Origin of the sequence: Pseudoalteromonas aquimarina (genome assembly GCF_049257255.1) — a bacterium.
Lineage (GTDB): Bacteria > Pseudomonadota > Gammaproteobacteria > Enterobacterales > Alteromonadaceae > Pseudoalteromonas.
This window is the reverse complement of the sequence record NZ_JBMMUG010000002.1, coordinates 176,442-197,690: the sequence shown is the minus strand read 5'-3', so window position 1 is coordinate 197,690 and position 21,249 is coordinate 176,442. Positions and strand designations below refer to the sequence as shown.

Sequence of the window (21,249 nt, the reverse complement as noted above, 5' to 3'; positions counted from 1 at the left end):
TTAAACTGCGGCTAATTTTAATTGATGACAATTAGCCAAGTATGTTTGAACTAAAATACAAAACGCCATTTTCTTGGACTGAAGCGGTAATGGCCGATTTTGATACCTTTTTACAAGACCACGCTGCCGCTGAGAAAAAAGCGTCGGGCATGGCGCTTTCAATGCTTTCGCATTACCCAGATCGCCGCAAATTAGTGCGTGCAATGACTGACTTAGCGCTTGAAGAAATGATCCACTTTAAGCAAGTAGTGAAAATTCTGCTAGAGCGCGATATTACGTTAGGTAAAGACACCAAAGATTCGTATGTAAAAGATTTACGTGCGCTATTTCGCCAAGGTAAAGACGTATTTTTACTCGACCGCTTACTGGTTGCTGCGGTGATTGAAGCCCGTGGTTACGAGCGTTTCTCTCTGGTTGCTGAAGCGCTTGAAGAAGGCAAAGAAAAAGACTTTTACGTAACCATAGCTAAATCAGAAGAAAAGCACGCATTTTTATTTGTTGAACTGGCGTATGAATATTTTGATAAAGTCGTGGTGGATGCGCGTTTAGAGGAAATTTTAGAAGCAGAAGCCGAAATCTGTGCCAAGCTGCCGCATACAGCGGCGCTTCACTAATAAGTCTTGCTTATCAGCACTAAGGGTTAAGTAAGTTTTCTGCAATATGCTCAAGTAAAAAGGTTTCGCGCACTATGCTGATACCTTTTTTATCTGACTCTGCCATTGTTTGCTTGTTGTAAGCAATGGCTTTATCTATATCGACCCAATGAACTGTCATGCCATTGGCAATTTCATAATCTTCTAAATTTTGCTGATCAAATTCATCATCAATTTCGCAGGTAAAGCAATAAGAGAGCATTTCAATGATTTGGCCATCTTGTTTGTAGTTGGGACGAAATTCACGAATTAAGCCGTATGGCGTAATATTATCAATTTCGCGTGCGCCAGTTTCTTCGGTTAACTCTCTAATTAACGCTTGCTGCAAGCTCTCGCCATGATCAACTCCGCCACCGGGCAAAGAGTAATCACGATAACGTTCGGTGTGTAGTAATAAAATGTTTTGGCCTTTGGTTACAATAGCGCGTGTAGCGGGGCGCAATATACGTTGATGCTTACTGAGCGCGAGTTCATCAACAAAATTAAACTCTTTTATTACCTGCATAAAAATTACCAAATCGTTAAAAGGCACGCATAGTAGCACCGTGAATTCAGAATTTAAACGCAAATTAAACGACACGTTAAAACAAATTAAGTTTCCTTTATCGCCACATCGTTTATGATAAATTATCAAGAATAATAACTATTAGGGAAATACCATGTCATCGAGTAACACTGATGCACAGACACAAAAAGTAAAACCCATAGATAAATTTCTTAATGGTATTGAGTATGTAGGAAATAAATTGCCAGATCCGGCAATGATTTTTTTGTTCTCAATGTTATTGATTTGGGTACTTTCTGCAATTTTTTCAAATTACACGTTTTCAGCAATCGACCCACGCACCGGCGAAGCGATAGTTGTTAATAACTTACTTACTGGTGATAGCCTTGCCGCCTTTTTAGCGAATATGGTTAAAACATTCACCGGCTTTGCGCCGCTTGGTGTTGTACTTGTTGCAATGCTAGGTGTAGGTGTAGCCGAGCATTCGGGCTACATTAACACTGGCCTAAAATTAATGTTGAAACGCACACCGAAGGCGCTATTAACACCTTGCGTAATCTTAATTGCGATAGTTAGTCATACAGCTACTGACGCAGGTTATGTATTAGTAATTCCGCTTGCGGGTGTGATTTTTTATGCCATGGGGCGTCACCCATTAGTCGGTATTGCTGCAGCGTTTGCCGGTGTAAGTGGTGGCTTTAGTGCTAACTTTATTCCATCGGGTATCGATCCATTACTACAAAGCTTTACCCAAAGTGCAGCACAAATTATTGACCCAACGATTGAAGTGAATCCACTCAATAACTGGTATTTCACTTCGGCGTCGAGTTTATTTATCGTGCTTCTGGGCTGGTATATTACCGATAAAATTATCGAGCCGCGCCTTAACAAGGTTGAGCTTGATGGCAACACTGATGACTTACCGAGCTTTGATCAAATTAATGACACCGAGCGTAAAGGCTTTTACATTGCGTCAGCTGTTATGATTGCTGGACTTGCGCTACTTGCTTATGCTGCGTGGGGCGAAAGCTCTCCACTTCGTAGTAAAGAGGGCTCGCTTACTGATTTTAAAGCGCCGCTAATGCAATCTATCGTGCCGATTATTTTCTTGGTTTTCTGGATCCCTGGGGCGGTTTACGGTTTTGTAGTGGGCACCTTTAAGTCAAGTAAAGACATGATTGATGCTATGACCAAAGCAATGCATGGCATGGCGTATTATGTGGTTATGGCGTTTTTCTGTGCGCTATTTATTGCTGCGTTTTCACAGTCAAACTTGGGTGCATTACTCGCTATTGAAGGTGCGGAAGTACTAAAAGCAATGCAACTACCAAGTGCGGTAACTGTGGTGGGCATTATTTTCTTAACCGGTTTTGTAAACCTGTTTGTTGGTTCAAGTAGTGCAAAATGGGCGCTGCTAGGGCCAATTTTTGTGCCTATGTTAATGCAATTGGGTATTTCGCCAGACTTAACACAAGCGGCTTACCGTATTGGTGACTCAAGCTCTAACATTATCACGCCGTTAATGCCTTACTTCCCGCTAGTAGTGGTGTACTGTCAAAAGTATGTTAAAAATACTGGCATTGGTACGCTTATCGCGTTAATGATCCCATACTCAATCGCCTTTATGATTGGCTGGACATTGTTCTTGCTGGCTTATTGGGGTTTAGGTATTCAACTTGGCTTACAGGCAAGTTACACCTATGGTTAGTGCTTAAAACTATCAGTAAAAATAAAAACAGCAGGTTGATACCTGCTGTTTTTGTTTAAGTTATTAACTATTTTTATTAAATGCGCCATTGCAGTGAATTTTGTAATTTCTCATTATATGGCGAGAGTGCTTGTCCTTTTTCGCCGAGCAAAATTAGATTAGCCTTATGGCCTTGGTAAGTTGCACCGTCAAATGCCTCATCCGAAAAATAAGACTCAGTTCGATACTGATTTTTACTTGGCACAATAAACAGTGTCATCGGGCCTTGCTCTGTTTGAAACACCAAGTGCAGGCTCTTTTGCCCTTTAAAGTCACAAAAGGTTAGGTAGCTTACTTGGTTTGGTAATTCGCTAAAGTTACCGCCAAAACTTGCAAGCTTGGCGTTTACTTCTTGCAAACTAAAGCTGTGATTTACATTAGTAAGCGAGCTCGGCTCATGGTAAACATGAGCAAGTGCATGCTGCTCTAAGTTGAGCGGTGCACCCATATTCAAATAAGTAAACGACACGCCAAATAAAAACGCTACCGATGCCGCTAGTGCTAAATGGATGCGTGTTTTTTTACGCTGAGTTTGAAATGCATGCAATGACTGATTTAACACTAAACGCTCAGCTAAGTTTTCAGGCACAGGGACATTAAGCGCATGCTCAATATCATTGTCGAGTGCTTTTAGCTCTTTACTAAATGCGTGTGCATCTGGGTCTGATTCGAGCGCATTAAGTACGTCTTTATCGCTGGTATTAGGATCAGCATATAAACGACGTCGTAATTCTAATTCATCCATTGTTGATCCCCCTTTGTAAACTTGGTTGTAAATTGTCTTTCAGTTGGTTGCGAGCACGGAAAAGCCGAGTCATTACCGTATTTTTGTTAAGTGATAAAATGGATGCGATTTCATCACCACTAAACCCCATTACTACTTGCAAAAGTAGAGGTTCGCGATACTCTTCATCCAGCTGCATAATGCGTTTTTGTAGCTGTGAGCGCTCAGCGTTTTGTTCCATATCGAGGGTTTGTGTATCGCATAGCGTATCTTGCTCAACATCGCTGTAATCAAATTGTTTACGCTCAAAACGGCGTGCATTCTCACGACGCAAAATCGTAATTAACCATGCTTTAGCTGCTTGCTGGTCGAGAAGTGAATCAAGCGAGCGCCAAGCCCTTAAAAAAGTTTCTTGCACCAGGTCTTCGGCCACCGTCGGGTCACCTGCTAACCAGTATGCGAAGCGGTATAGCTCTTTGTGATACACATTCACTAAAGCTTCATATCGTTTTTGTTTATCTGCCATGTCAATTAAGACCTGACGTTGTTGTTTTTTCTTTCCGAACATTGAAACTATTTTAGTAGAGCTGGGTTAACTCATTCTCACTTTTAGGTTTTTTATTTAAATTATTTAACTGCTGATAGATAAATTTAAGATCAACAGTGTGATTCTTACCTGCATAAAGATTTGCCTGTAAGTGATTAATCGCTTCTGCAAATTGCGGATTATTTATGACGGTATTAAGTTTAGTTAAATCTGCGCTGCCTGTATGTAACTTGCAAAGTGTAACCAGTTGATGATAGAACGCTCGCTGATTATTTTCTTTTACTGCGGTTTGTAACGCTGGCAGTGGATTTGTACGTGGTACGTACTCTTTATCAGTTTTTGCTAAAGTAGCTACTGGCTTGCGTTTAAACCACATTATAAGCAGTGTGATTAGCCAAAGTGCGTAACCCAGAATCATTAACGGCCAGTAATAAATTGGCGTTTCAACGCGTGTGGTAACGGAGTCTTCTTTAATGTCACTGATTGGTGCGTTATTCACTTGTGGTGCTGTGATAGTTGGCTGTACAAAGTTTGGATCGCCAACGACGGTTAATTCCCTTGTTGGTAGTGTCGCGTATTCAATTCGATTAGTAATTACATTAAACCAAGGCACACGCACTTCAGGTAATATGTAAGTGCCAGGCGTTTGCGGCATAAGTGCAAATGACTCTACTTTTTGTGAAATCACTTTGCCATTTCTTACAAGGTTATTGGTTTCAGCTTGGTCTGAATAACTGCGCACACCATTAATGCTTGGTAAATTGATTTCTGGTAGTTGCTCTTTGGTGATGCCGAGCGCAGTCATGGTTATGGTGCGGGTAATGGGTTCGCCAATTTGATAGCTTTGTTTTTCAGGTTGCCACTCTTCATTTAATGTGACTAATTCACTCGGTAGCCAGTTGCCGGAAATATTTTCTGGAATCGATTTGATAGTCAGCTGAACATCTCGGCCAATAGCACTTGCCGCACGGGTTCGGTAATTATCGCGAATACGGCCTTTAAAATAAGGCGATTTGATAGTGTACTTTCCGCTTTTTTGCGGCTGAATAAGGTAGTTTCGTTCAATGATTAAATAGCGAATACCATCAATAATTTCATAACTTTCTTTTTGTTTTCCTAGTTGAGAAACATTGGCATTCTCTAATTCAGGTGAGCCGAGTTGGCCTTCGGTTAGGTCATTGGCTAAAAACAGTTTTACTGTGTAAACACCTGCTTGCTGCACATACAATTCGCTGTTTTCCATACTAGTTTCAATATACACATCCTTGCTTTGTGTATCAGCATTGGAAGCGGCAACCACTTTCACAGTAATCGGGCTTGATTGCATATTCGCAACAGCAAAGCTGGGTATTGTGTAATCACCTGGATTACGCGCCATTAGTTCAACTTGCCACTGCGTTGTATGGTTTACTTGGCCATTAATAATACTGGTGTTACTTCGTACAGACGTGGGGCCAACCACAAAGTCTTTAAGTAGTGCGGAGGTATCGGGTTGTTCACCTTTGACATTTTGGTCTGCGCGAATGGTTAAATTAAAAAACTCACCTGCGAGCACAGGGTTTCGATCAACACTGGCGCTCAGTGCTGCGACAGCTTGCAATGGCAGTAAAACGAGGCAAATTAATACAACTATGCGACTTACCATGACTTCTCAACTCCTTGTTGCTGGATGCGCTGACGATATCTTTTTTGACTTTCTAATTTCATTTTATTGCGTAACAAGATGGCCGGATCGTCCGGTACCTTTCTTAGTAGTTGGTTAATGATTTGTACTTGTTCTTTCTCTTCAGGGGTTAATTCAGGTGCCTGATTAGCCTGTTGCTCTGAAAGCGGTTGCTGTGGCGCTTGTTGTTCATCACCTGATTGTTCTTGCGGCTCTGCTTGGGTCTCGGGCGCTTGCTTAGGCTCATTGCTTTTAGCTTCTTCTGAGTCTGCTTTCATTTCTGGTTGATTGCTGTTTTGCTGCGAAGAATCACTGCCATTTTTACTCTCTTCGCTGTTTTTATCTTGTTGGCCTTGTTGCTGCGATTGATTTTGTTCTTGTTGGTTTTGCTGCTGCGATTGTTCACCCGATTGCTCGCCTTGCTGCTGGTTTTGATCGCTTTGCTGCTGCTCATCGCTCTTTTGTTGATCATCACCATTTTGCTGTTGTTGATTTTGTTGCTGTTGCTTTAAATCTTCCAACAGCGCTTTATTTTCTTCTGCTTCTTTAAACTCAGGCTGTTTTTCAAGGGCTTTTTTGTAAGCCTCTATTGCTTCATCAAAACGATTTAGTTTAGCAAGGGCGTTTCCTTGGTTATAAAGGCCCTGTGCGCTGTTATCTTGCTTGAACTTAGTCAGCGCATTTTCAAAATCACCTTGTTGATATAGAGCTGAGCCTGAAAGACTGGCGGTCGTTGATTTTGTTGCCGCTTCGTAATTTTGTTGTTGATAAGCCTGATGCGCTTTTTGCTCGTCATTTAGTAGCCAAGTGGGCAGTGAAAATGCGTAACTCAACTCAGGTTTAAACAGCACGAAACAGCATAAACCCAGTAAAAATTTAGGCTGCTGCTTTAACATCATAAAGGCCAGTGGAATTAATAAAAATACTAAATAAATACCGCCATCAATCGGCTGTTCACTAGTTTGCTCCCGCTTAATAACATCATCTGTATTAGTAGATGATGGTTTAAAGAGGGATAAATCAGCATCGCTCACTTGATAATAATTAAATTTACCATCGCTATTTGCTGCCAGTTGCTGCAATAAGCTGAAGTTGGCTTTTGGAATAACAATTTGGCCATGGTTATCTTTTAAAAAGCCTTCGTCAGGTAATTGGATCGGTGCACCGTGTTCGGTGGCTACAGTATAAATATTAAGTTTAATGTTATGTTGCTTAACGAGCTTTTCGATATCACGGCTTTCTTCAAAATCATCAATACCATCGGTAATCCAATAGATTTCGCCATTGCTGACATTGGCCTGCGTGAGTAAATCAACCGCTAGTGTGATACCTGCAAAGGCATTACTGCCGGGAACTGGCATAATTTCAGGGCTTAGGCTAGGGATTAAGTTGGCCAGTGTTTGATGGTCTGAGGTTAAAGGCGAAATGGTGTAGGCATCATTGCTATAAGCAACTAAGGCTAAATCGCTTTCTTTTAAAATGTCAGTCAGTGTAAGTGCTTTAAAGCGCGCTTGTGTTAAACGATTTGGTTTAATGTCTTGGCTGTACATTGAGCGCGACATGTCCATTACAATAACGCGTGCATGTTTACTTTTATAAACGGGCAGGGGTTGTGATTGCCAACTAGGGCCAGCAAGAGCGCATACACTTACTATTAAAAATAAACTGAGCCACACAGCATTGGTTTTAGTTTGTTTGCTCTCACCATCAAGTAAAAATTGGGCAAGATGAGGTGCAATGGGACTACTGGCAATATGTTTACGTTTTTTTAGCAATTGCAAAACGATAACTAAAACAACAAAGGGCATTAAATAAAATGCTTCAGGGCGAATAAATTCAAGTGTCATGCGCCTCTCCTTGATAGTAGCGTTTTAAAACTATTCACTAAGGTTTGTAAAAACAATAACAACACCGCGGTAAATAACGGGATATAGAATAATGCAGTTTGCTGGCGAACGGTTTCGCTGTTGTCGCTAATTGGCTCAAGCTGGTCGAGCATTTGATAAATACGTTGCAAACTTGCTACATCCGTTGCACGAAAGTACTGACCACCGGTTTCGCGAGCTATTTCGGTTAATAAGCTTTCATCTAGGGCGCTGCCACGCTGCATCTGAAAGCCAAAAAAGTTCGATTGACTATCCGCACCCACACCGACAGTGTACACCTTTATGCCCGCATCTTTTGCAAGAATAAGTGCTTCATCGGGTGCCAGATTACCCGCAGTATTTTGACCATCAGTTAACAAGATAAGTATGCGATTACTATCATCTTTAAGGGCAAAGCGCTTAACGGCAAGGCCAAGTGCATCACCAATGGCGGTTGCTTGACCAACTAAACCTATTTGCGCTTCGTCGAGCATTTGGGCAACGGTAGTTAAATCGCGGGTTAGTGGGGTTTGTAAAAATGCGGTATCGGCAAATAAAATTAAACCTAATCGGTCACCTGTGCGCGCTGTAATAAACTCGTTAAGCACGGCTTTTACAACAGATAATCTGTCAATATATTGCCCTTGATACTGCATATCTTGCTCACGCATCGAGGTGGATAAGTCAACAGCAAGCATAATTTCACGGCCTTCATTAGGCAGTTGAATGGGCTCGCCATAGTATTTTGGATGAGCGAGGGCGATGCATAAACATAACCAAATTAGCCAAGGCCAAATTGAAAAACGTGCTGGTTGTTTAATATCGCCTGTTTGCACTATGGGATTATGGTAAAGGGCAGTTGTACGCACAGTGGCGACTTGCTGATGTTTTTGTAATTTGTGCAGTAAAAACGGCAAGGGCAATAATAAAAAAGCGAATGGCCAAGCAAACTCAAACATTTAACGCTCCTTTCACCTTAAATTGCTTTATTGCTTTGACTAGTTTCTGATGGAAATCATTAATTGGTTGGTTGCTCTCACTTTGATATAAGCGTGATAGCTCTTCTGGTGTTAATTTTACTTTTGATGTTTTTAACACAATGCTTTGCCATTTTTCACCAAATTGATTTGCAGCCTCAATACCGTAATAGTGTTTTACAAGGCGCTTTAAAATTAAATGCAAAGCTTGGCTATTTGCGAAGGTAGAGGTTAAATAAGACTGACTTTCTTGCAGTGCTTGTCGTTTTGCTTTTGCCAATTGATAACGTTTATAAGCTAAAAAGCCAGTAACAAACAACAGCAATAAAAAGCCAATAATTATTGCAAATGCAGGCAGTGACAGCGGCCACCAAGCTACTGTGGCTGGCGCGATAACATCATGTAAGTTGTCGAGCGGAGATGTTGGGTTTGCCATTTAACCATTATCCCTTTAATTGTTGAGCAATCGGCTGCGCAGCACTAAATGGCATCAACGCTAAGCCTGATTTTTGTAATAATTGAAATAACGACGTTTGTTGGGCATTTGCTTTTGTAGCATAGCTTTCACGAAACTTTGCATTGGCAAGTGGAAGGTTAGCCTGACGGTTACCTGATTTGAGCGTAAGTTGCTCACCCACATTCGGTAACGATAGCTCCATCGGGTCAAAAATAGGGCAGGCGATAAGTTCGCAATGGCGTGTAAGCAGCATTAGTTGCTTTGCCATATCCTCGCTTAAATGATGAAAATCAGAAATTAAGTACACTAACGAGCCTGGTTTTGCCAAGTGCACTAAACGATTTAGTTGATCATTCAGTGTTTGCGATTCGCCATCAAGCTTACTTTCAAGCGCCGCTTGATGCGCAAGTTGTAAGTTATGAAACAGTTTAAGCACAGCACTTTGTCTTGATGCCGGCTTGAGTTCCCAATGGGCATTATGGTTAAACACTAAACCACCAACACGGTCACCACGTTGAATCGCGCTCCAAGCAATCAGTGCACTTAAATGTGCAGCTTGCACAGATTTTAAAAGCAGCTGAGAGCCAAAGATCATACTGTCGCTAAAGTCCGTTAAGATAAAAACAGGGCGTTCTTTTTCTTCCTGAAATAGCTTTGTATGCGCAATGCCAGTGCGAGCAGTTACACGCCAATCAATTGCGCGCACATCATCACCTGGTTGGTAATGCCTTACCTCGGCAAATTCCATTCCACGTCCTTTGTGCGGAGCTAAGTATTGCCCCGCATTTGGGTGCTTAACTTTGCGCTTTGGCGATAACTCAAGCAAAGTGGTTTTATTGTGGTAAGCCATTAACTCATTGAGTGAAAGTGCCACACCATTACTTTGTAATTCAGCGAGTTGTGCAGAGTGTGTGTTCATAATAAATGTTAAGGCGCGACCACACGTGCAATAATTTCTGCTAATACATCGTCTTTACTTACCCCATCGGCTTGCGCTTCATAAGACAAAATAATGCGATGACGTAGCACATTAGCAAATACGCTTTGAATATCTTCGGGTGCAACAAAATCACGGCCTGCAAGCCATGCATGGGCACGGGCACAGCGATCCAATGCAATTGTTGCACGTGGGCTGGCGCCATATTCAATCCAGCTACCTAGCTCAGGGCTTAATTTTTCAGCCTGTCGCGTTGCAATAATCAGTTGTACAAGATAGCGCTCAAGTGGTTCTGATAAATGCAAAGACAACACTTGCTTGCGCGATTCAAACAGCGTTTCTTGTAAGATTTGTGGTGCTTTAACCTGTTCTTCAGCAAGCGCTTCGCCACGTGTTAATCGCAAAATGGCTAGCTCATTTTGTGCATCTGGGTAATCAATATTGAGATGCAATAAGAAACGGTCGAGCTGAGCTTCTGGCAGTGGGTAGGTGCCTTCTTGTTCTAGTGGGTTTTGCGTTGCCATTACTAAGAAAAGATCAGGTAATGGATAAGTCTTTTTACCCACGGTAATTTGTCTTTCGGCCATGGCTTCTAACAGTGCTGATTGCACTTTTGCTGGCGCACGGTTAATTTCATCGGCAAGTACAAGGTTATGAAATAACGGACCTGCTTCAAAGACAAATTCACTCGTTTGCTGGCGGTAAATATCTGTTCCTGTGATATCTGCCGGCAATAAATCTGGGGTAAATTGTACGCGTTGGAAATTACCTTCGACACCTTTTGCTAAGGCATTTACCGCACGTGTTTTCGCAAGCCCTGGTGGGCCTTCTACCAATAAATGGCCATCGGCTAAAAGTGCTAATAATAATGCTTGAGTAAGCTGTGGTTGGCCAATGATTTGGCTGTCTAAATAATTTTGTAGCTGAACAAACGCTGATACCGCCATGTTAGTCGCTATCCTTATTGTTTTAATTGGCTTAAATAGTTCTTAACCGCTAGATTATACTTAAGCTGCCTTGTAAGCCAAGCGCTTAAGTTAATAAATGTATCCGAAAAATCGTGTGTAGCTAGGATGGTGTTGGTAAGAAAAAGTTCAAAAAAAAGCTGCACCAAGTGTGCAGCTTTTATTATGTATTGATTCGGCTTATTTCAAAGGTCGTGTTAAGCGCCTTCGTTGCTGCCTTGCTCCTGCTGTAATTTACGGTATTTTAAACCATCAATTACAAGTTCAAGAATTGGGCGTTTCTCACCATTATACCAATTGTTTGCTGTACGTTTACTGAGCGCACCTTGGGTTTGGTCAGAAATAGTGTTAGCGGTCCATTGCGTGCCTAGCTCCATTTTAATGTATTGAGTTAGCTTCATAGCGTTCTCCATCTAACGTGATTTTCAATGGGGAAATTGTTACTTCTTTGTTGGTTAAAAAATAGGTACCCAGCGTAATCCTTTGTTTTAATTTGTGATTAAATGTTATTCAGTTAAAAATAAACGAATGTGTTTGAACTACACTTAAGCTTGGCTTGATACGACGCATAATCGAATAGGCGAGTGGCATTGGAAAAACTTACGCTTTGCTATTGGCAAACAAAGATACCTTGTTTAGAATCAATAAACTTGATAACAGGTCAGACCTGTAACCAGAGGAACAACCTATGTCTGAACAAAATATACTAAAAACAACAAAAGGCGACCGTATTGCCGTTGTCAGCGGATTGAGAACTCCATTTGCTAAGCAAGCAACTTACTTCCACCACGTACCTGCATTAGATATGGGTAAGATGGTTGTAAATGAAATGCTTGAACGCATGAATCTTGATAAAAATGAAATCGATCAGCTGGTTTTCGGGCAGGTTGTTCAAATGCCAGAAGCACCAAACATTGCACGTGAAATTGTACTGGGTACTGGCATGCCAGTATCGGTAGATGCATATTCTGTATCGCGTGCGTGTGCAACTAGTTTCCAAGCAGTTGCCAACGTTGCTGAATCAATTATCGCCGGTTCGGTAAATGTGGGTATTGCTGGTGGTGCGGACTCATCATCTGTATTACCGATTGGTGTAAGCAAAAAATTAGCAGGTAGCCTTGTTGATTTAAATAAAGCACGTACCTTCGGTCAGCGCTTTAATATTCTTTCTAAATTACGTCTCAAAGATTTACTGCCAGTTCCGCCAGCGGTTGCTGAATATTCAACGGGTCTTTCAATGGGCCAAACTGCTGAGCAAATGGCGAAAACCCATAATATTAGCCGAGCTGATCAAGATGCAATGGCGCATCGCTCTCACACTCTTGCTGCAAAAGCGTGGAATGATGGTTTACTAACAAATGAAGTAATGACCGCTCACGTACCACCTTACAAAGGTTTCCTCGATCGCGATAACAATATTCGTGAAAACTCAACGGTTGAAAGCTACGCCAAATTACGTCCGGTATTTGACCGTCAACATGGTTCGGTAACGGCTGCAAACGCAACGCCACTTACTGACGGTGCGGCAGCAGTATTAATGATGAGTGAGTCTAAAGCAAAAGCGTTAGGTTACCCAATTCTAGGCTATATTCGTAGCTTCGCGTTTAGCGCAATTGACGTACATGAAGATATGCTAATGGGTCCTGCACACTCAACACCTATGGCACTTGATAGAGCGGGCATCACGTTACAAGATCTTGATTTAATTGAAATGCACGAAGCATTCGCAGCACAAGCACTGGCCAACATGAAGATGTTTGGCTGTGATAAATTTGCCCAAGAGAAGTTAGGTCGTTCAAAAGCGATTGGTGAAATCGATATGGATAAGTTTAATGTGAACGGTGGTTCACTTGCTTATGGTCACCCATTTGCAGCAACAGGCGCTCGTTTAATTACGCAAAGCTTAAATGAATTAAACCGTCGTGGCGGTGGGCTTGCATTAACAACAGCATGTGCTGCAGGTGGTTTAGGTGCAGCATTTGTTCTAGAGGGAGCATAGTATGACAGCTGAACAAGCGAACTCAGTTTTTGATTTTAAAGTGAATGATGACAACATTGCGATTGTCACCATTGACGTTGCAGGGGAGAAAATGAATACCCTGCGCGATAGCTTTGTTGATGACCTTAATGCGGTAATCAAGCAAGGTATTGAAAAAAATATCAAAGGTATGGTGTTTATCAGCGGTAAGCCGGATAACTTTATCGCAGGTGCAGATATCAAAATGCTAGATAACGCTAAGACCCGCGATGATGCGCTGTATTTATCACAAACGTGCCACAGCGTTTTTGCTGATTTAGTTAAACTACCTTTCCCAACCGTTGCAGCAATGAATGGTGCAACACTTGGTGGTGGTTTGGAGTTTGCACTGGCGTGTGACTACCGCGTAGCAAGTGATGCAAGCAATACCAAGTTAGGCTTACCAGAAGTACAACTTGGTTTACTACCAGGTGGTGGTGGTACGCAGCGTTTACCAAAACTGGTAGGAATTCAAAAAGCACTTGAATGGATGCTTACAGGTAAACAAGTACGCCCTAAGCAGGCTAAAAAAGCCGGTTTGGTTGACGACGTTGTACCTAACAGTGTGTTACTTGATGTTGCGCTTAAGTTTGCTGTGAAAGGCAAACGCAAGAGCATTAAGCCTAAGCTAGGTAAAGTGTCTCAATTGCTTGAATCAAATCCATTTGGGCGCAACATTATCTTCAAAAAAGCCACTGAAAATGTGGAGAAGAAAACAAGTGGGCATTACCCAGCACCCTTTGCAATCATCAAAGCTGTTCGTGCAGCTGCCGAAATGGCACCTGCAAAAGGCTATGAAATTGAAGCACAAGGGTTTGCTGATCTGGTAATGAGTAAAGAATCAAAAGCACTGCGCGGTATTTTCTTTGCTACCACTGAAATGAAAAAAGAGTGGAACGAACAATCTCAGCCAACAGAAAATGTTGCTGTGTTAGGCGGCGGTTTAATGGGCGCTGGCATCGCACATGTGAGTGCATGTAAAGCCGGTGCACGTGTACGTGTTAAAGACATCGCACATAAAGGCATTTCAGGTGCACTTAACTATAGCTTTAAGATTCTAGATAAAAAGCAAAAGCGTCGTATTTTATCAAAAGCAGAAGTACAGCTTCAGATGGCTCGTATTACTGGTGGTACTGATTACGCAGGTTTTGAAAATACCGATATCGCCATTGAAGCGGTATTTGAAGATTTAAAACTGAAGCAAAGCATGGTTGCTGATATCGAAGCAAATTGTAATGAAAATACCATTTTTGCATCGAATACATCATCACTGCCAATTGGGCAAATTGCTGAAAATGCTGCGCGTCCTGAAAACGTAATTGGTCTTCACTACTTCTCGCCAGTTGAAAAAATGCCACTAGTGGAAATTATTCCTCACGAGAAAACAGCGAAAGAAACCATTGCGCGCGTTGTTAATTTTGCGCGCAAGCAAGGTAAAACGCCGATTGTGGTTAAAGACAAAGCCGGTTTTTATGTAAACCGTATTTTAGCGCCATACGTTAACGAGGCAGCAAACTTATTACTTGCTGGTGAGCCAATTGAGAAAATCGATGCAGCGTTAGTTGAGTTCGGTTTCCCGGTAGGCCCGATGACATTACTTGATGAAGTGGGTATTGATATCGGCTCTAAAATTGCACCAATTCTTGAAAAAGAGCTGGGTGAGCGTTTTAAAGCGCCAGATGCATTCTCACGTTTAATTGATGCAGGTCGTTTAGGTCGTAAAAGTGGACGAGGCTTTTTTGTTTACGATAAGAAAGAAAAAAAAGTGGATGAGTCGATTTACGAACTATTGGGCATTAGCAAAAACCCACGTTTAAACAAAGAAGAAATTGCTGAGCGTTGTGTGGCACAAATGCTTAATGAAGCAGCACGTTGTTTAGATGAAGGCATTATCGCAAGTGCCCGTGACGGTGATATCGGTGCAATCTTTGGTATTGGTTTCCCACCGTTCTTAGGTGGCCCATTCAGTTATATGGATTCGTTAGGTGCAGGTCATCTCGCATCACGTTTAGCAACATTTGCATAACAAAATAAACACTTTACACCGTGTGAGCCACTAGTTGCTATGGCTGAAGCAAAAGAGGCGTTTTATACGGAGCAGGCAAGCGTAAGTTAGTCTAATTATTTAGTATAAATTTCACCCTGAAAGCTCAATTAATCATCGATTATTTGAGCTTTTTTTTATACTATAGCGCCCCTTTCATTCAATGAGAAAAATGATGTTGTGGTATTTGTTGGTTTTATTGGTTATTAACGGTTACATGAGCGCTGTTGTGGCGGGTCACTTTGGTTTAATTGGCAAGCGTTGGGCGATTGCTGGTTTATTAACTGGGCCTGCGGTTTACAGTGTAATCAATGTAAAACAACGAATGTTACTGAGAAAGTCGTTAGGCTTTGTTTTCACACGCATCAGCGCATAAATGAACTGCCTAGCGCTTAAAATTATTGCACTAGGCTAAGTTTTACTTCTTTTTCTATTTCGCGGCGTGGCTGGTGTGCTTTTTTACAATGCTCTAACAAGAACTGCTCAAACTGTTCATGAGACAGTGGTTTAGAGTAAAAGTATCCTTGTACCGTGGCACAATTAAGTTCTTTTAATTGTTCAACTTGGTCTTCGTATTCAACGCCCTCAGCAACCACAGATAAACCGAGGTTATGGGCAATTGTCACGATTGAATCGACCATGTTCTTACCTTTTTCATTGCCCATATCGTCAATAAAGGCTTTATCTACCTTAAGCGTATTAAGAGGGAACTGTTTAAGGTATGCGAGTGATGAATAACCTGTGCCAAAATCATCAATGGCGAGGTGAATACCGCGAGCACTTAAGGTATTCATAATGCGAATGGCATCTTTTGGATCTTCCATGATAGTGCCTTCAGTGATCTCGAGTTCTAAGTAATACGACGCAAGTCCTTCACGTTTAAGTATTTTATCTATACTACCAATGAGATCCGGCTGCATAAATTGCTTTGCAGAAAGGTTTACAGCTACACGACCATCGAATAAACCACGGTTTATCCAGTCCTTAACGTCTCGACATGCTTTTTCAAGCACAACTTCACCAACTTCTACAATTTGACCGGTTTCTTCCGCAATCGGAATAAATTGCGCTGGGCTTATTAGGCCTTTATTAGGCGTAATAAAACGGACAAGCGCTTCCATGCCAACAAGTTCACCGCTGTTAATGTCTATTTTAGGTTGGTAGAACACTTTGAAATGATCTTCTTTTAAGCCATAACGAATTAAATTTTCGATTTGTAGGCGTTTCACTGCTTGGCGATTCATCGCATCGTTGAAGAAGAGATAACGGTTACCGTGCTGTTTGGCATGGTACATTGCGGTATCGGCGTTTTTAAGCAGTAACTCTGGCGTATTGCCATCTTCTGGGAAAAGCACAATGCCGACACTTGAGGTAATTACCAGCTCATGCCCTGACATATGAAACGGCGCTTCAATGAGTGACAAAAAGTTTTTCGCAGCTTGCGTGATAGTATGAATATCATTGGTATTTTGCATCACTAATGCAAACTCATCACCACCTAAACGGTAAAACTGGTCGCGTTCACGAGTGCGCTTAGATAAACGAGAGGCCAAGCGGCATAACAAAATATCACCTGCATGATGGCCTAAACTATCGTTAATTTTCTTAAAGTTATCTAAATCAAATACCAGTAAAGCATGGCGATTCTTACTGCTCACCAGAGACTTCATATTAGTAAAAAATTGATTTCGATTTGGCAAACCTGTAAGACGGTCGCGATTGGTGAGTTTTTGCAGTGCAAGTTCGGTTTGTTTGTTATCTGTTACATCGTTATAAACTGCAATGTGATGGCGTAAATTGTTTTTCTTGTCGTCAATGCGGTCAATTGATAAAGAAAAGAAGGTATTTTGCTTGTCTTTACTCAGCGTCAGTTCTTTGTGCCAGTGCGGCGTTTTTTGAATTGCTTTATAAAGTTGTTGAGTTTGTTGTTTATCGTGACCAGGAAGACGATAGGGCATACCAATATGGTTAGCTGCATTACCACCAAAATAGTTTAAATAAGCTTTGTTTACTTCTACGATGGTAAAATTGGCATCAAAAACAACGATAGGATCGGATAAGTTTTCAATACAGTTGGCCAATAAATTAAGTCGTTCTTGTGTTTGCTTGATAGAACCTATGTCTTTTACCGTACCCATCATTCGCACGGGTTTAAGGTTTGCATCAGTTTCAATTACGCGGCCTTTATCAAGTACCCAGCGCCAATTCCCCGTAGCATCTTTCGCGCGATAACTTGCTTCAAAGTGTGAAATTTCGCCAGACAGGTGTTTTTTAAGAATGTCTTCAACGTTTGCGATATCTGAAGGATGAATATTGGATTTGTTAGGTGGTATATCTGGTGTATGGTCAATGGCATTAAACAAGCCATCATTCATGCGCTCCAAACGATGTTCACTGATATGCCAATCCCAAACCGCATCGCCACTCGCTAAGATACTGTTTTTAAAGCGGTGTTCAGAGTGTTTAAGCTCGATTTGAGATTTTCGTAGGCGCAGCACAGCAACAAGCGCAACCAATAAACTCAATGTAGCGAGCGTTAGTGGTATTAACAGCTTGGAGTCTAGCAATGTGGGTTGGTGTGCATAGCATGCAAAAGCAGTAAACAAACCAGTAAACCCAGCAATTATTTTTATTATTTTATTGGGCATTGGCTTAACACATATAGTACAACCCCCTTACACTAAGGGATTGTTACTAACGTGTCAAAGCTTGTTTCTCTGTTTTGGAATTAGTTGCTTGTTTTACCATCTTTTTTTCGGTTTTTAGTTCAAGACGTGTGCTATTTTCAGCAAATAAGTGTTTGCTATAGCTAACTAATTGCGCCTTACTAAGTTGCAATAATGCTGTTTTTAGCTGCGCTTGCATATCAAACTGACCATCACCGTTGCCGATTGCGAGCCAAAACCGTTGCGATTTCAAACGCAGGTTTTTATCTTTTTCAACAATTTGCATCATCAAGGCCTGTTTGGCTTGCTCCCAATCATCTGCATCCATGGTGTTCAATTTAAGATGATAATTTGCCAAAAAGTGGTTGCTATGTTCTATAAGAATATCCGAGGTGACCTCGGGTGACTGAATATAAAATGCAATACCTGCACGGTTATTTAATGGTGCAAAGCCAGAGCCTACGAGGTAGCCGAGTTGTTTTTCAGTGCGCATATCATGAAAATAGTCTTGGCTAATTAAATGATTAAGCGCCATCAAGCGGATTTTTTCACTTATTGAATCATTATTGGCTTGAAAGTAACTCACAATTGCATGGTCAGGATGCGGTACTTCGTGGGTTTGCATCGCAGGTGCCGCTAATGTGACGATAGGGCGATTTAAATCTGCAATTGTCGTTTTGCCAGAGAGTTTTTGTTGTAACAGGGCAATACAACTATCAGCTTCAGCTGGTGTCCAGTTGCCATGCATTAGCGTTTGGCAATGTATTGCTTCAAACAAATGGCTACTAAACTCAATAAATTCACAGAAGCTGATTTGCTCAATTGCTTCAGCTAATTTTAACGGGGTTGGGTTCCATGGCAACAGCGTCGCACTTAGCTCTGAAAATAACAGGCTTACAGGTTTATTTTGGTTGCCATTTTGCCAATGCCTAACTAGTTGTCGTTGGTATTCATAAAAACGGATAGCATCAAAGTTACAATTCAAGAGTTCATCAAGAATTTCATTGACTAGCTCGATTTGATTGCCACTTAACCCCCAAGTATGCAGCGTTAAGCCGCCTTGGTGAGCTGATAATTGGTAATTTATGCCCGCTAATTCCGCAGGGTAAAATTGCTCCGCGACTTTATCCATAAATAAGTCTGCAAAAAGTCGCGTCATCGCCATATTTTTGGTGCTTTCAACCGTTTTTTTACTGTCTAGCGCTAGGTAAAAATGGCCTTTGGCTACTCTAAAGGTGGTATCTTGCTTAAACCAAAATTCAAATTCGTTGCTCGATACGCGTTTTTCAGGAGTTTTATGTTTGTGCACAATGTCATGTAACACAACAGGTTTAGCCAAATAGGGGTTCGTTGACGGTAGTGATAAATCAACAGCACTGGCATCCACTTTTTCAAGAGATGCAAGCCACGGTGATGGTATACTTCTAACACTATAAGGTGTTGCATACCATTTCGCTTGAGAGTCTGTCGGCACATTTGGGTGAATGTGAATCAAACGCATGTTTTGGGCATTTAATAGTGCTAGCACCTTATCAAATTGCACGCGCTCAAAACCCGTCATGATGTAATCACCATAAATCAAATGCTCGTCTGGATAGTGGTGCATATTGACGCTTAAACTATTAACCCAATCCAGTACACGAGACTTTTCTTGATTGTTAAAAGCAATTTCCATCAAGGCTTTTTTATCGTGATAGAGCTGCTCTAACAAATTATTTTCAGCACGGGCGATCAGTTGTAGATAGCAAAATAGGTATTCAACAATGGCGGTTTTGTGCTTTTCGCCTTCATCGGTTAGTGCGATGCTAATATTAAAATCTTTAAAATTGCTACCATTAATGCCGCCACCTGCACTAAGACCGTTGATCCAGCCTGCTTTTTTAAGCAAGGAATACAAAGACCCAACGCCTTCATAGCCAATTAAATGGGCGATAAAGCTTACAGTTTTTTCACGATAAAAGTTATCAATACTAGGCAGCGCAAAAGACACAATCAGTTTTTGCATATGCTTGTGTGGCTCAATAAAAATCGACTTTTGCATATGCTCTGGTAAATACAGCGGTTCACTAACGGCAGGTTTTAAACTGTTTGGGTCGCCATTTAAACAACTAAACAGCTGCTTAATTTTAACTTGCATTAGTTCACAAGGCATATTGCTTGAAACCACTAATGTCATATTTTGAGCTTGATATTGCTGAGTGAAAAAGGCGCGGATCTCCTCGCTAATACACTCATTTTGATTACTCAGTGTTTGGTGATTACCTACTGAAAATTTAGCAAACGGGTGCGCACTGTTGCAGGTTTCTTTGTGTACTTGGTAAATGCGACGCGAATCGTCTTTAAGTTTTAATTTAAATTCTGCATCAATAGCATTGCGCTCTTTCTCGCAAGCAGAGGGTAAAATAAGCGGCGCATGAAAAATATCGGCAAATTGCCCTAGCGCTTGCAAAAAATGGTCGTTAAGTACTTCGAAGAAATAACTTGAATGCTCGGTGCCTGTCCACGCATTACAGTTGCCGCCATGGTGAGAAAGAAACTGCGAGAAAGACCCTGGCTCTGGGTATTTTTCCGAACCTAAAAACAGCATATGTTCTAAGAAATGTGCTAAGCCTTGGCGATTAATTGGGTCGTCAAAGTGGCCGCAATTTACGGTAAGTGAAGCTGCAGATTTATCGCTGGCACGGTCTTCAATCACAAGGATTTTTAGACCATTGTCCAGTTTTAGGGACTGATAAATTCTGCTATCATTGCTGCTGGTAATCAATGTTTGCTCCGTATCTAAAAAGAAAGAGTTATCGCGTTTAATTGCGATTAGAGTGGATCAGGAAGCAACACAGCTTAACTAAAAAACTACCTGAGTTTTTATTGCTTTAAAGCTAATATAGCGGACATATCATAGATTTGGCTATAGCAAAGTCGTTATTTTTTGTAGATTTCGGATTTTGTTTCAACGAGCATTGTTATGAAGAAAATTTTTATTATGCGCCATGGTCAAGCACAGTCTTTGACTGTGACTGATGAAAGCAGAATGTTGACCGATTTAGGCCGCCTTGAAGCTCAGTCGATGGCTAACAAGCTGCAGCAAGATTGCAAAATTGATGCAGTTTTAACAAGTACTTATGTACGTGCAAAGCAAACAGCAGAAATTGTTGCAGCAAAGCAAGAAAACATTCGCTATCAAGAGAGTTTTGACGATTTTATTCCAAGTGGTGATGCCGAAAATGCCGCTGAATTAATTAAAGCAATGGTGAGCTACAAACCTAATTTAAATAATTGGATTTTGGTTGCTCATATGCCAATTGTGAGTTACATCGTTGAGCAATTTTGTCCTGATAATATGCCAATTTTTGCAACAGCGGCGGTCGCCGAGATTCACTATAATGAAGAATCAGGTTTGGCTGAGTTAGTGGCCATGCATTTGCCGGATGTTGATGAAAAAGCTTCTTAAAACAAAAAATGACTCAATGGAGTCATTTTTTATT

General features: G+C 41.3%; 17 protein-coding genes and 1 pseudogene. 6 read left to right on the top strand and 12 right to left on the bottom strand.

Annotation, left to right across the window (positions count from 1 at the left end):
* Nucleotides 1-41: 41 nt before the first annotated feature.
* Entirely contained in the window at nucleotides 42-614 is a 573-nt protein-coding gene (locus AAEU29_RS05815; RefSeq protein WP_421972449.1) for a MiaE family protein, read from the top strand.
* A 19-nt stretch (nucleotides 615-633) separates the two neighbouring features.
* Here the strand turns inward: AAEU29_RS05815 and AAEU29_RS05810 are convergent, their stop codons facing one another.
* The gene (locus AAEU29_RS05810) at nucleotides 634-1,158 is read right to left on the bottom strand and encodes an NUDIX hydrolase (protein ID WP_421972448.1); all 525 of its coding nucleotides are present in this window, start codon (nucleotides 1,156-1,158) and stop codon (nucleotides 634-636) included.
* 154 nt (nucleotides 1,159-1,312) lie between these two features.
* Here AAEU29_RS05810 and AAEU29_RS05805 point away from each other — a divergent pair, with 154 nt between their 5' ends.
* The gene (locus tag AAEU29_RS05805; RefSeq protein WP_421972447.1) at nucleotides 1,313-2,866 is read left to right on the top strand and encodes an AbgT family transporter; all 1,554 of its coding nucleotides are present in this window, start codon (nucleotides 1,313-1,315) and stop codon (nucleotides 2,864-2,866) included.
* A 76-nt stretch (nucleotides 2,867-2,942) separates the two neighbouring features.
* Here the strand turns inward: AAEU29_RS05805 and AAEU29_RS05800 are convergent, their stop codons facing one another.
* From AAEU29_RS05800 to AAEU29_RS05760, 9 genes are all read right to left on the bottom strand, one after another.
* Nucleotides 2,943-3,650 carry a DUF3379 domain-containing protein gene (locus AAEU29_RS05800; RefSeq protein ID WP_421972446.1) on the bottom strand — a complete coding sequence of 236 codons (708 nt, stop codon included), beginning with the start codon at nucleotides 3,648-3,650 and terminating at the stop codon, nucleotides 2,943-2,945.
* The gene (locus AAEU29_RS05795) at nucleotides 3,643-4,155 is read right to left on the bottom strand and encodes a sigma-70 family RNA polymerase sigma factor (RefSeq protein WP_233430493.1); all 513 of its coding nucleotides are present in this window, start codon (nucleotides 4,153-4,155) and stop codon (nucleotides 3,643-3,645) included. The genes AAEU29_RS05800 and AAEU29_RS05795 overlap by 8 nt, the downstream gene beginning before the upstream one ends.
* 52 nt (nucleotides 4,156-4,207) lie before the next feature.
* Nucleotides 4,208-5,821: a BatD family protein gene (locus tag AAEU29_RS05790; RefSeq protein ID WP_421972445.1), complete on the bottom strand. Its 1,614-nt coding sequence runs from the start codon at nucleotides 5,819-5,821 to the stop codon at nucleotides 4,208-4,210.
* Nucleotides 5,815-7,686 (bottom strand): vWA domain-containing protein, encoded by a 1,872-nt coding sequence (locus tag AAEU29_RS05785; RefSeq protein WP_421972444.1) that lies wholly within the window; start codon nucleotides 7,684-7,686, stop codon nucleotides 5,815-5,817. Before AAEU29_RS05785 ends, AAEU29_RS05790 begins: the two co-directional genes overlap by 7 nt.
* A complete protein-coding gene (locus tag AAEU29_RS05780; RefSeq protein ID WP_421972443.1) occupies nucleotides 7,683-8,663 on the bottom strand; it encodes a vWA domain-containing protein in 981 nt (326 codons plus the stop codon). The genes AAEU29_RS05785 and AAEU29_RS05780 overlap by 4 nt, the downstream gene beginning before the upstream one ends.
* A complete protein-coding gene (locus AAEU29_RS05775) occupies nucleotides 8,656-9,117 on the bottom strand; it encodes a DUF4381 domain-containing protein (protein WP_421972442.1) in 462 nt (153 codons plus the stop codon). Before AAEU29_RS05775 ends, AAEU29_RS05780 begins: the two co-directional genes overlap by 8 nt.
* A 7-nt stretch (nucleotides 9,118-9,124) precedes the next feature.
* Complete coding sequence (locus AAEU29_RS05770) at nucleotides 9,125-10,057, bottom strand: DUF58 domain-containing protein (RefSeq protein ID WP_421972441.1); 933 nt, start codon at nucleotides 10,055-10,057, stop codon at nucleotides 9,125-9,127.
* 8 nt (nucleotides 10,058-10,065) lie between these two features.
* Complete coding sequence (locus AAEU29_RS05765; protein WP_421972440.1) at nucleotides 10,066-11,022, bottom strand: AAA family ATPase; 957 nt, start codon at nucleotides 11,020-11,022, stop codon at nucleotides 10,066-10,068.
* A 215-nt stretch (nucleotides 11,023-11,237) separates the two neighbouring features.
* Nucleotides 11,238-11,441, bottom strand: a complete 204-nt coding sequence (locus tag AAEU29_RS05760) for a hypothetical protein (protein WP_421972439.1) — start codon at nucleotides 11,439-11,441, stop codon at nucleotides 11,238-11,240.
* A gap of 287 nt (nucleotides 11,442-11,728) precedes the next feature.
* Between AAEU29_RS05760 and fadI the strand changes: the two genes are divergently transcribed.
* From fadI to AAEU29_RS05745, 3 genes and pseudogenes are all read left to right on the top strand, one after another.
* Entirely contained in the window at nucleotides 11,729-13,039 is a 1,311-nt protein-coding gene (fadI, locus tag AAEU29_RS05755) for an acetyl-CoA C-acyltransferase FadI (RefSeq protein WP_421972438.1), read from the top strand.
* Between the two features lies 1 nt (nucleotide 13,040).
* Nucleotides 13,041-15,173, top strand: a pseudogene (gene fadJ / locus AAEU29_RS05750) (fatty acid oxidation complex subunit alpha FadJ).
* A 100-nt stretch (nucleotides 15,174-15,273) separates the two neighbouring features.
* Entirely contained in the window at nucleotides 15,274-15,477 is a 204-nt protein-coding gene (locus AAEU29_RS05745; RefSeq protein WP_421972437.1) for a hypothetical protein, read from the top strand.
* A gap of 22 nt (nucleotides 15,478-15,499) precedes the next feature.
* Here AAEU29_RS05745 and AAEU29_RS05740 read toward each other — a convergent pair whose 3' ends face one another.
* Nucleotides 15,500-17,749 (bottom strand): sensor domain-containing protein, encoded by a 2,250-nt coding sequence (locus tag AAEU29_RS05740; protein ID WP_421972436.1) that lies wholly within the window; start codon nucleotides 17,747-17,749, stop codon nucleotides 15,500-15,502.
* Nucleotides 17,750-17,795: 46 nt separating this feature from the next.
* Nucleotides 17,796-20,531 carry an insulinase family protein gene (locus AAEU29_RS05735; RefSeq protein WP_421972435.1) on the bottom strand — a complete coding sequence of 912 codons (2,736 nt, stop codon included), beginning with the start codon at nucleotides 20,529-20,531 and terminating at the stop codon, nucleotides 17,796-17,798.
* A 198-nt stretch (nucleotides 20,532-20,729) separates the two neighbouring features.
* Here AAEU29_RS05735 and sixA point away from each other — a divergent pair, with 198 nt between their 5' ends.
* Nucleotides 20,730-21,215 carry a phosphohistidine phosphatase SixA gene (gene sixA / locus AAEU29_RS05730; protein WP_421972434.1) on the top strand — a complete coding sequence of 162 codons (486 nt, stop codon included), beginning with the start codon at nucleotides 20,730-20,732 and terminating at the stop codon, nucleotides 21,213-21,215.
* Nucleotides 21,216-21,249 lie beyond the last annotated feature (34 nt).

Excerpts from the sequence above, each read along its gene's own strand:
- fadI (WP_421972438.1), top strand. The coding sequence starts at position 11,729 with ATGTCTGAACAAAATATACTAAAAACAACAAAAGGCGACCGTATTGCC.
- AAEU29_RS05785 (WP_421972444.1), bottom strand. The coding sequence starts at position 7,686 with ATGACACTTGAATTTATTCGCCCTGAAGCATTTTATTTAATGCCCTTT.
- AAEU29_RS05760 (WP_421972439.1), bottom strand. The coding sequence starts at position 11,441 with ATGAAGCTAACTCAATACATTAAAATGGAGCTAGGCACGCAATGGACC.
- AAEU29_RS05765 (WP_421972440.1), bottom strand. The coding sequence starts at position 11,022 with ATGGCGGTATCAGCGTTTGTTCAGCTACAAAATTATTTAGACAGCCAA.
- AAEU29_RS05745 (WP_421972437.1), top strand. The coding sequence starts at position 15,274 with ATGATGTTGTGGTATTTGTTGGTTTTATTGGTTATTAACGGTTACATG.
- AAEU29_RS05815 (WP_421972449.1), top strand. The coding sequence starts at position 42 with ATGTTTGAACTAAAATACAAAACGCCATTTTCTTGGACTGAAGCGGTA.
- sixA (WP_421972434.1), top strand. The coding sequence starts at position 20,730 with ATGAAGAAAATTTTTATTATGCGCCATGGTCAAGCACAGTCTTTGACT.
- AAEU29_RS05740 (WP_421972436.1), bottom strand. The coding sequence starts at position 17,749 with ATGCCCAATAAAATAATAAAAATAATTGCTGGGTTTACTGGTTTGTTT.
- AAEU29_RS05775 (WP_421972442.1), bottom strand. The coding sequence starts at position 9,117 with ATGGCAAACCCAACATCTCCGCTCGACAACTTACATGATGTTATCGCG.
- AAEU29_RS05810 (WP_421972448.1), bottom strand. The coding sequence starts at position 1,158 with ATGCAGGTAATAAAAGAGTTTAATTTTGTTGATGAACTCGCGCTCAGT.
- AAEU29_RS05805 (WP_421972447.1), top strand. The coding sequence starts at position 1,313 with ATGTCATCGAGTAACACTGATGCACAGACACAAAAAGTAAAACCCATA.
- AAEU29_RS05795 (WP_233430493.1), bottom strand. The coding sequence starts at position 4,155 with ATGGCAGATAAACAAAAACGATATGAAGCTTTAGTGAATGTGTATCAC.
- AAEU29_RS05780 (WP_421972443.1), bottom strand. The coding sequence starts at position 8,663 with ATGTTTGAGTTTGCTTGGCCATTCGCTTTTTTATTATTGCCCTTGCCG.
- AAEU29_RS05790 (WP_421972445.1), bottom strand. The coding sequence starts at position 5,821 with ATGGTAAGTCGCATAGTTGTATTAATTTGCCTCGTTTTACTGCCATTG.
- AAEU29_RS05800 (WP_421972446.1), bottom strand. The coding sequence starts at position 3,650 with ATGGATGAATTAGAATTACGACGTCGTTTATATGCTGATCCTAATACC.
- AAEU29_RS05770 (WP_421972441.1), bottom strand. The coding sequence starts at position 10,057 with ATGAACACACACTCTGCACAACTCGCTGAATTACAAAGTAATGGTGTG.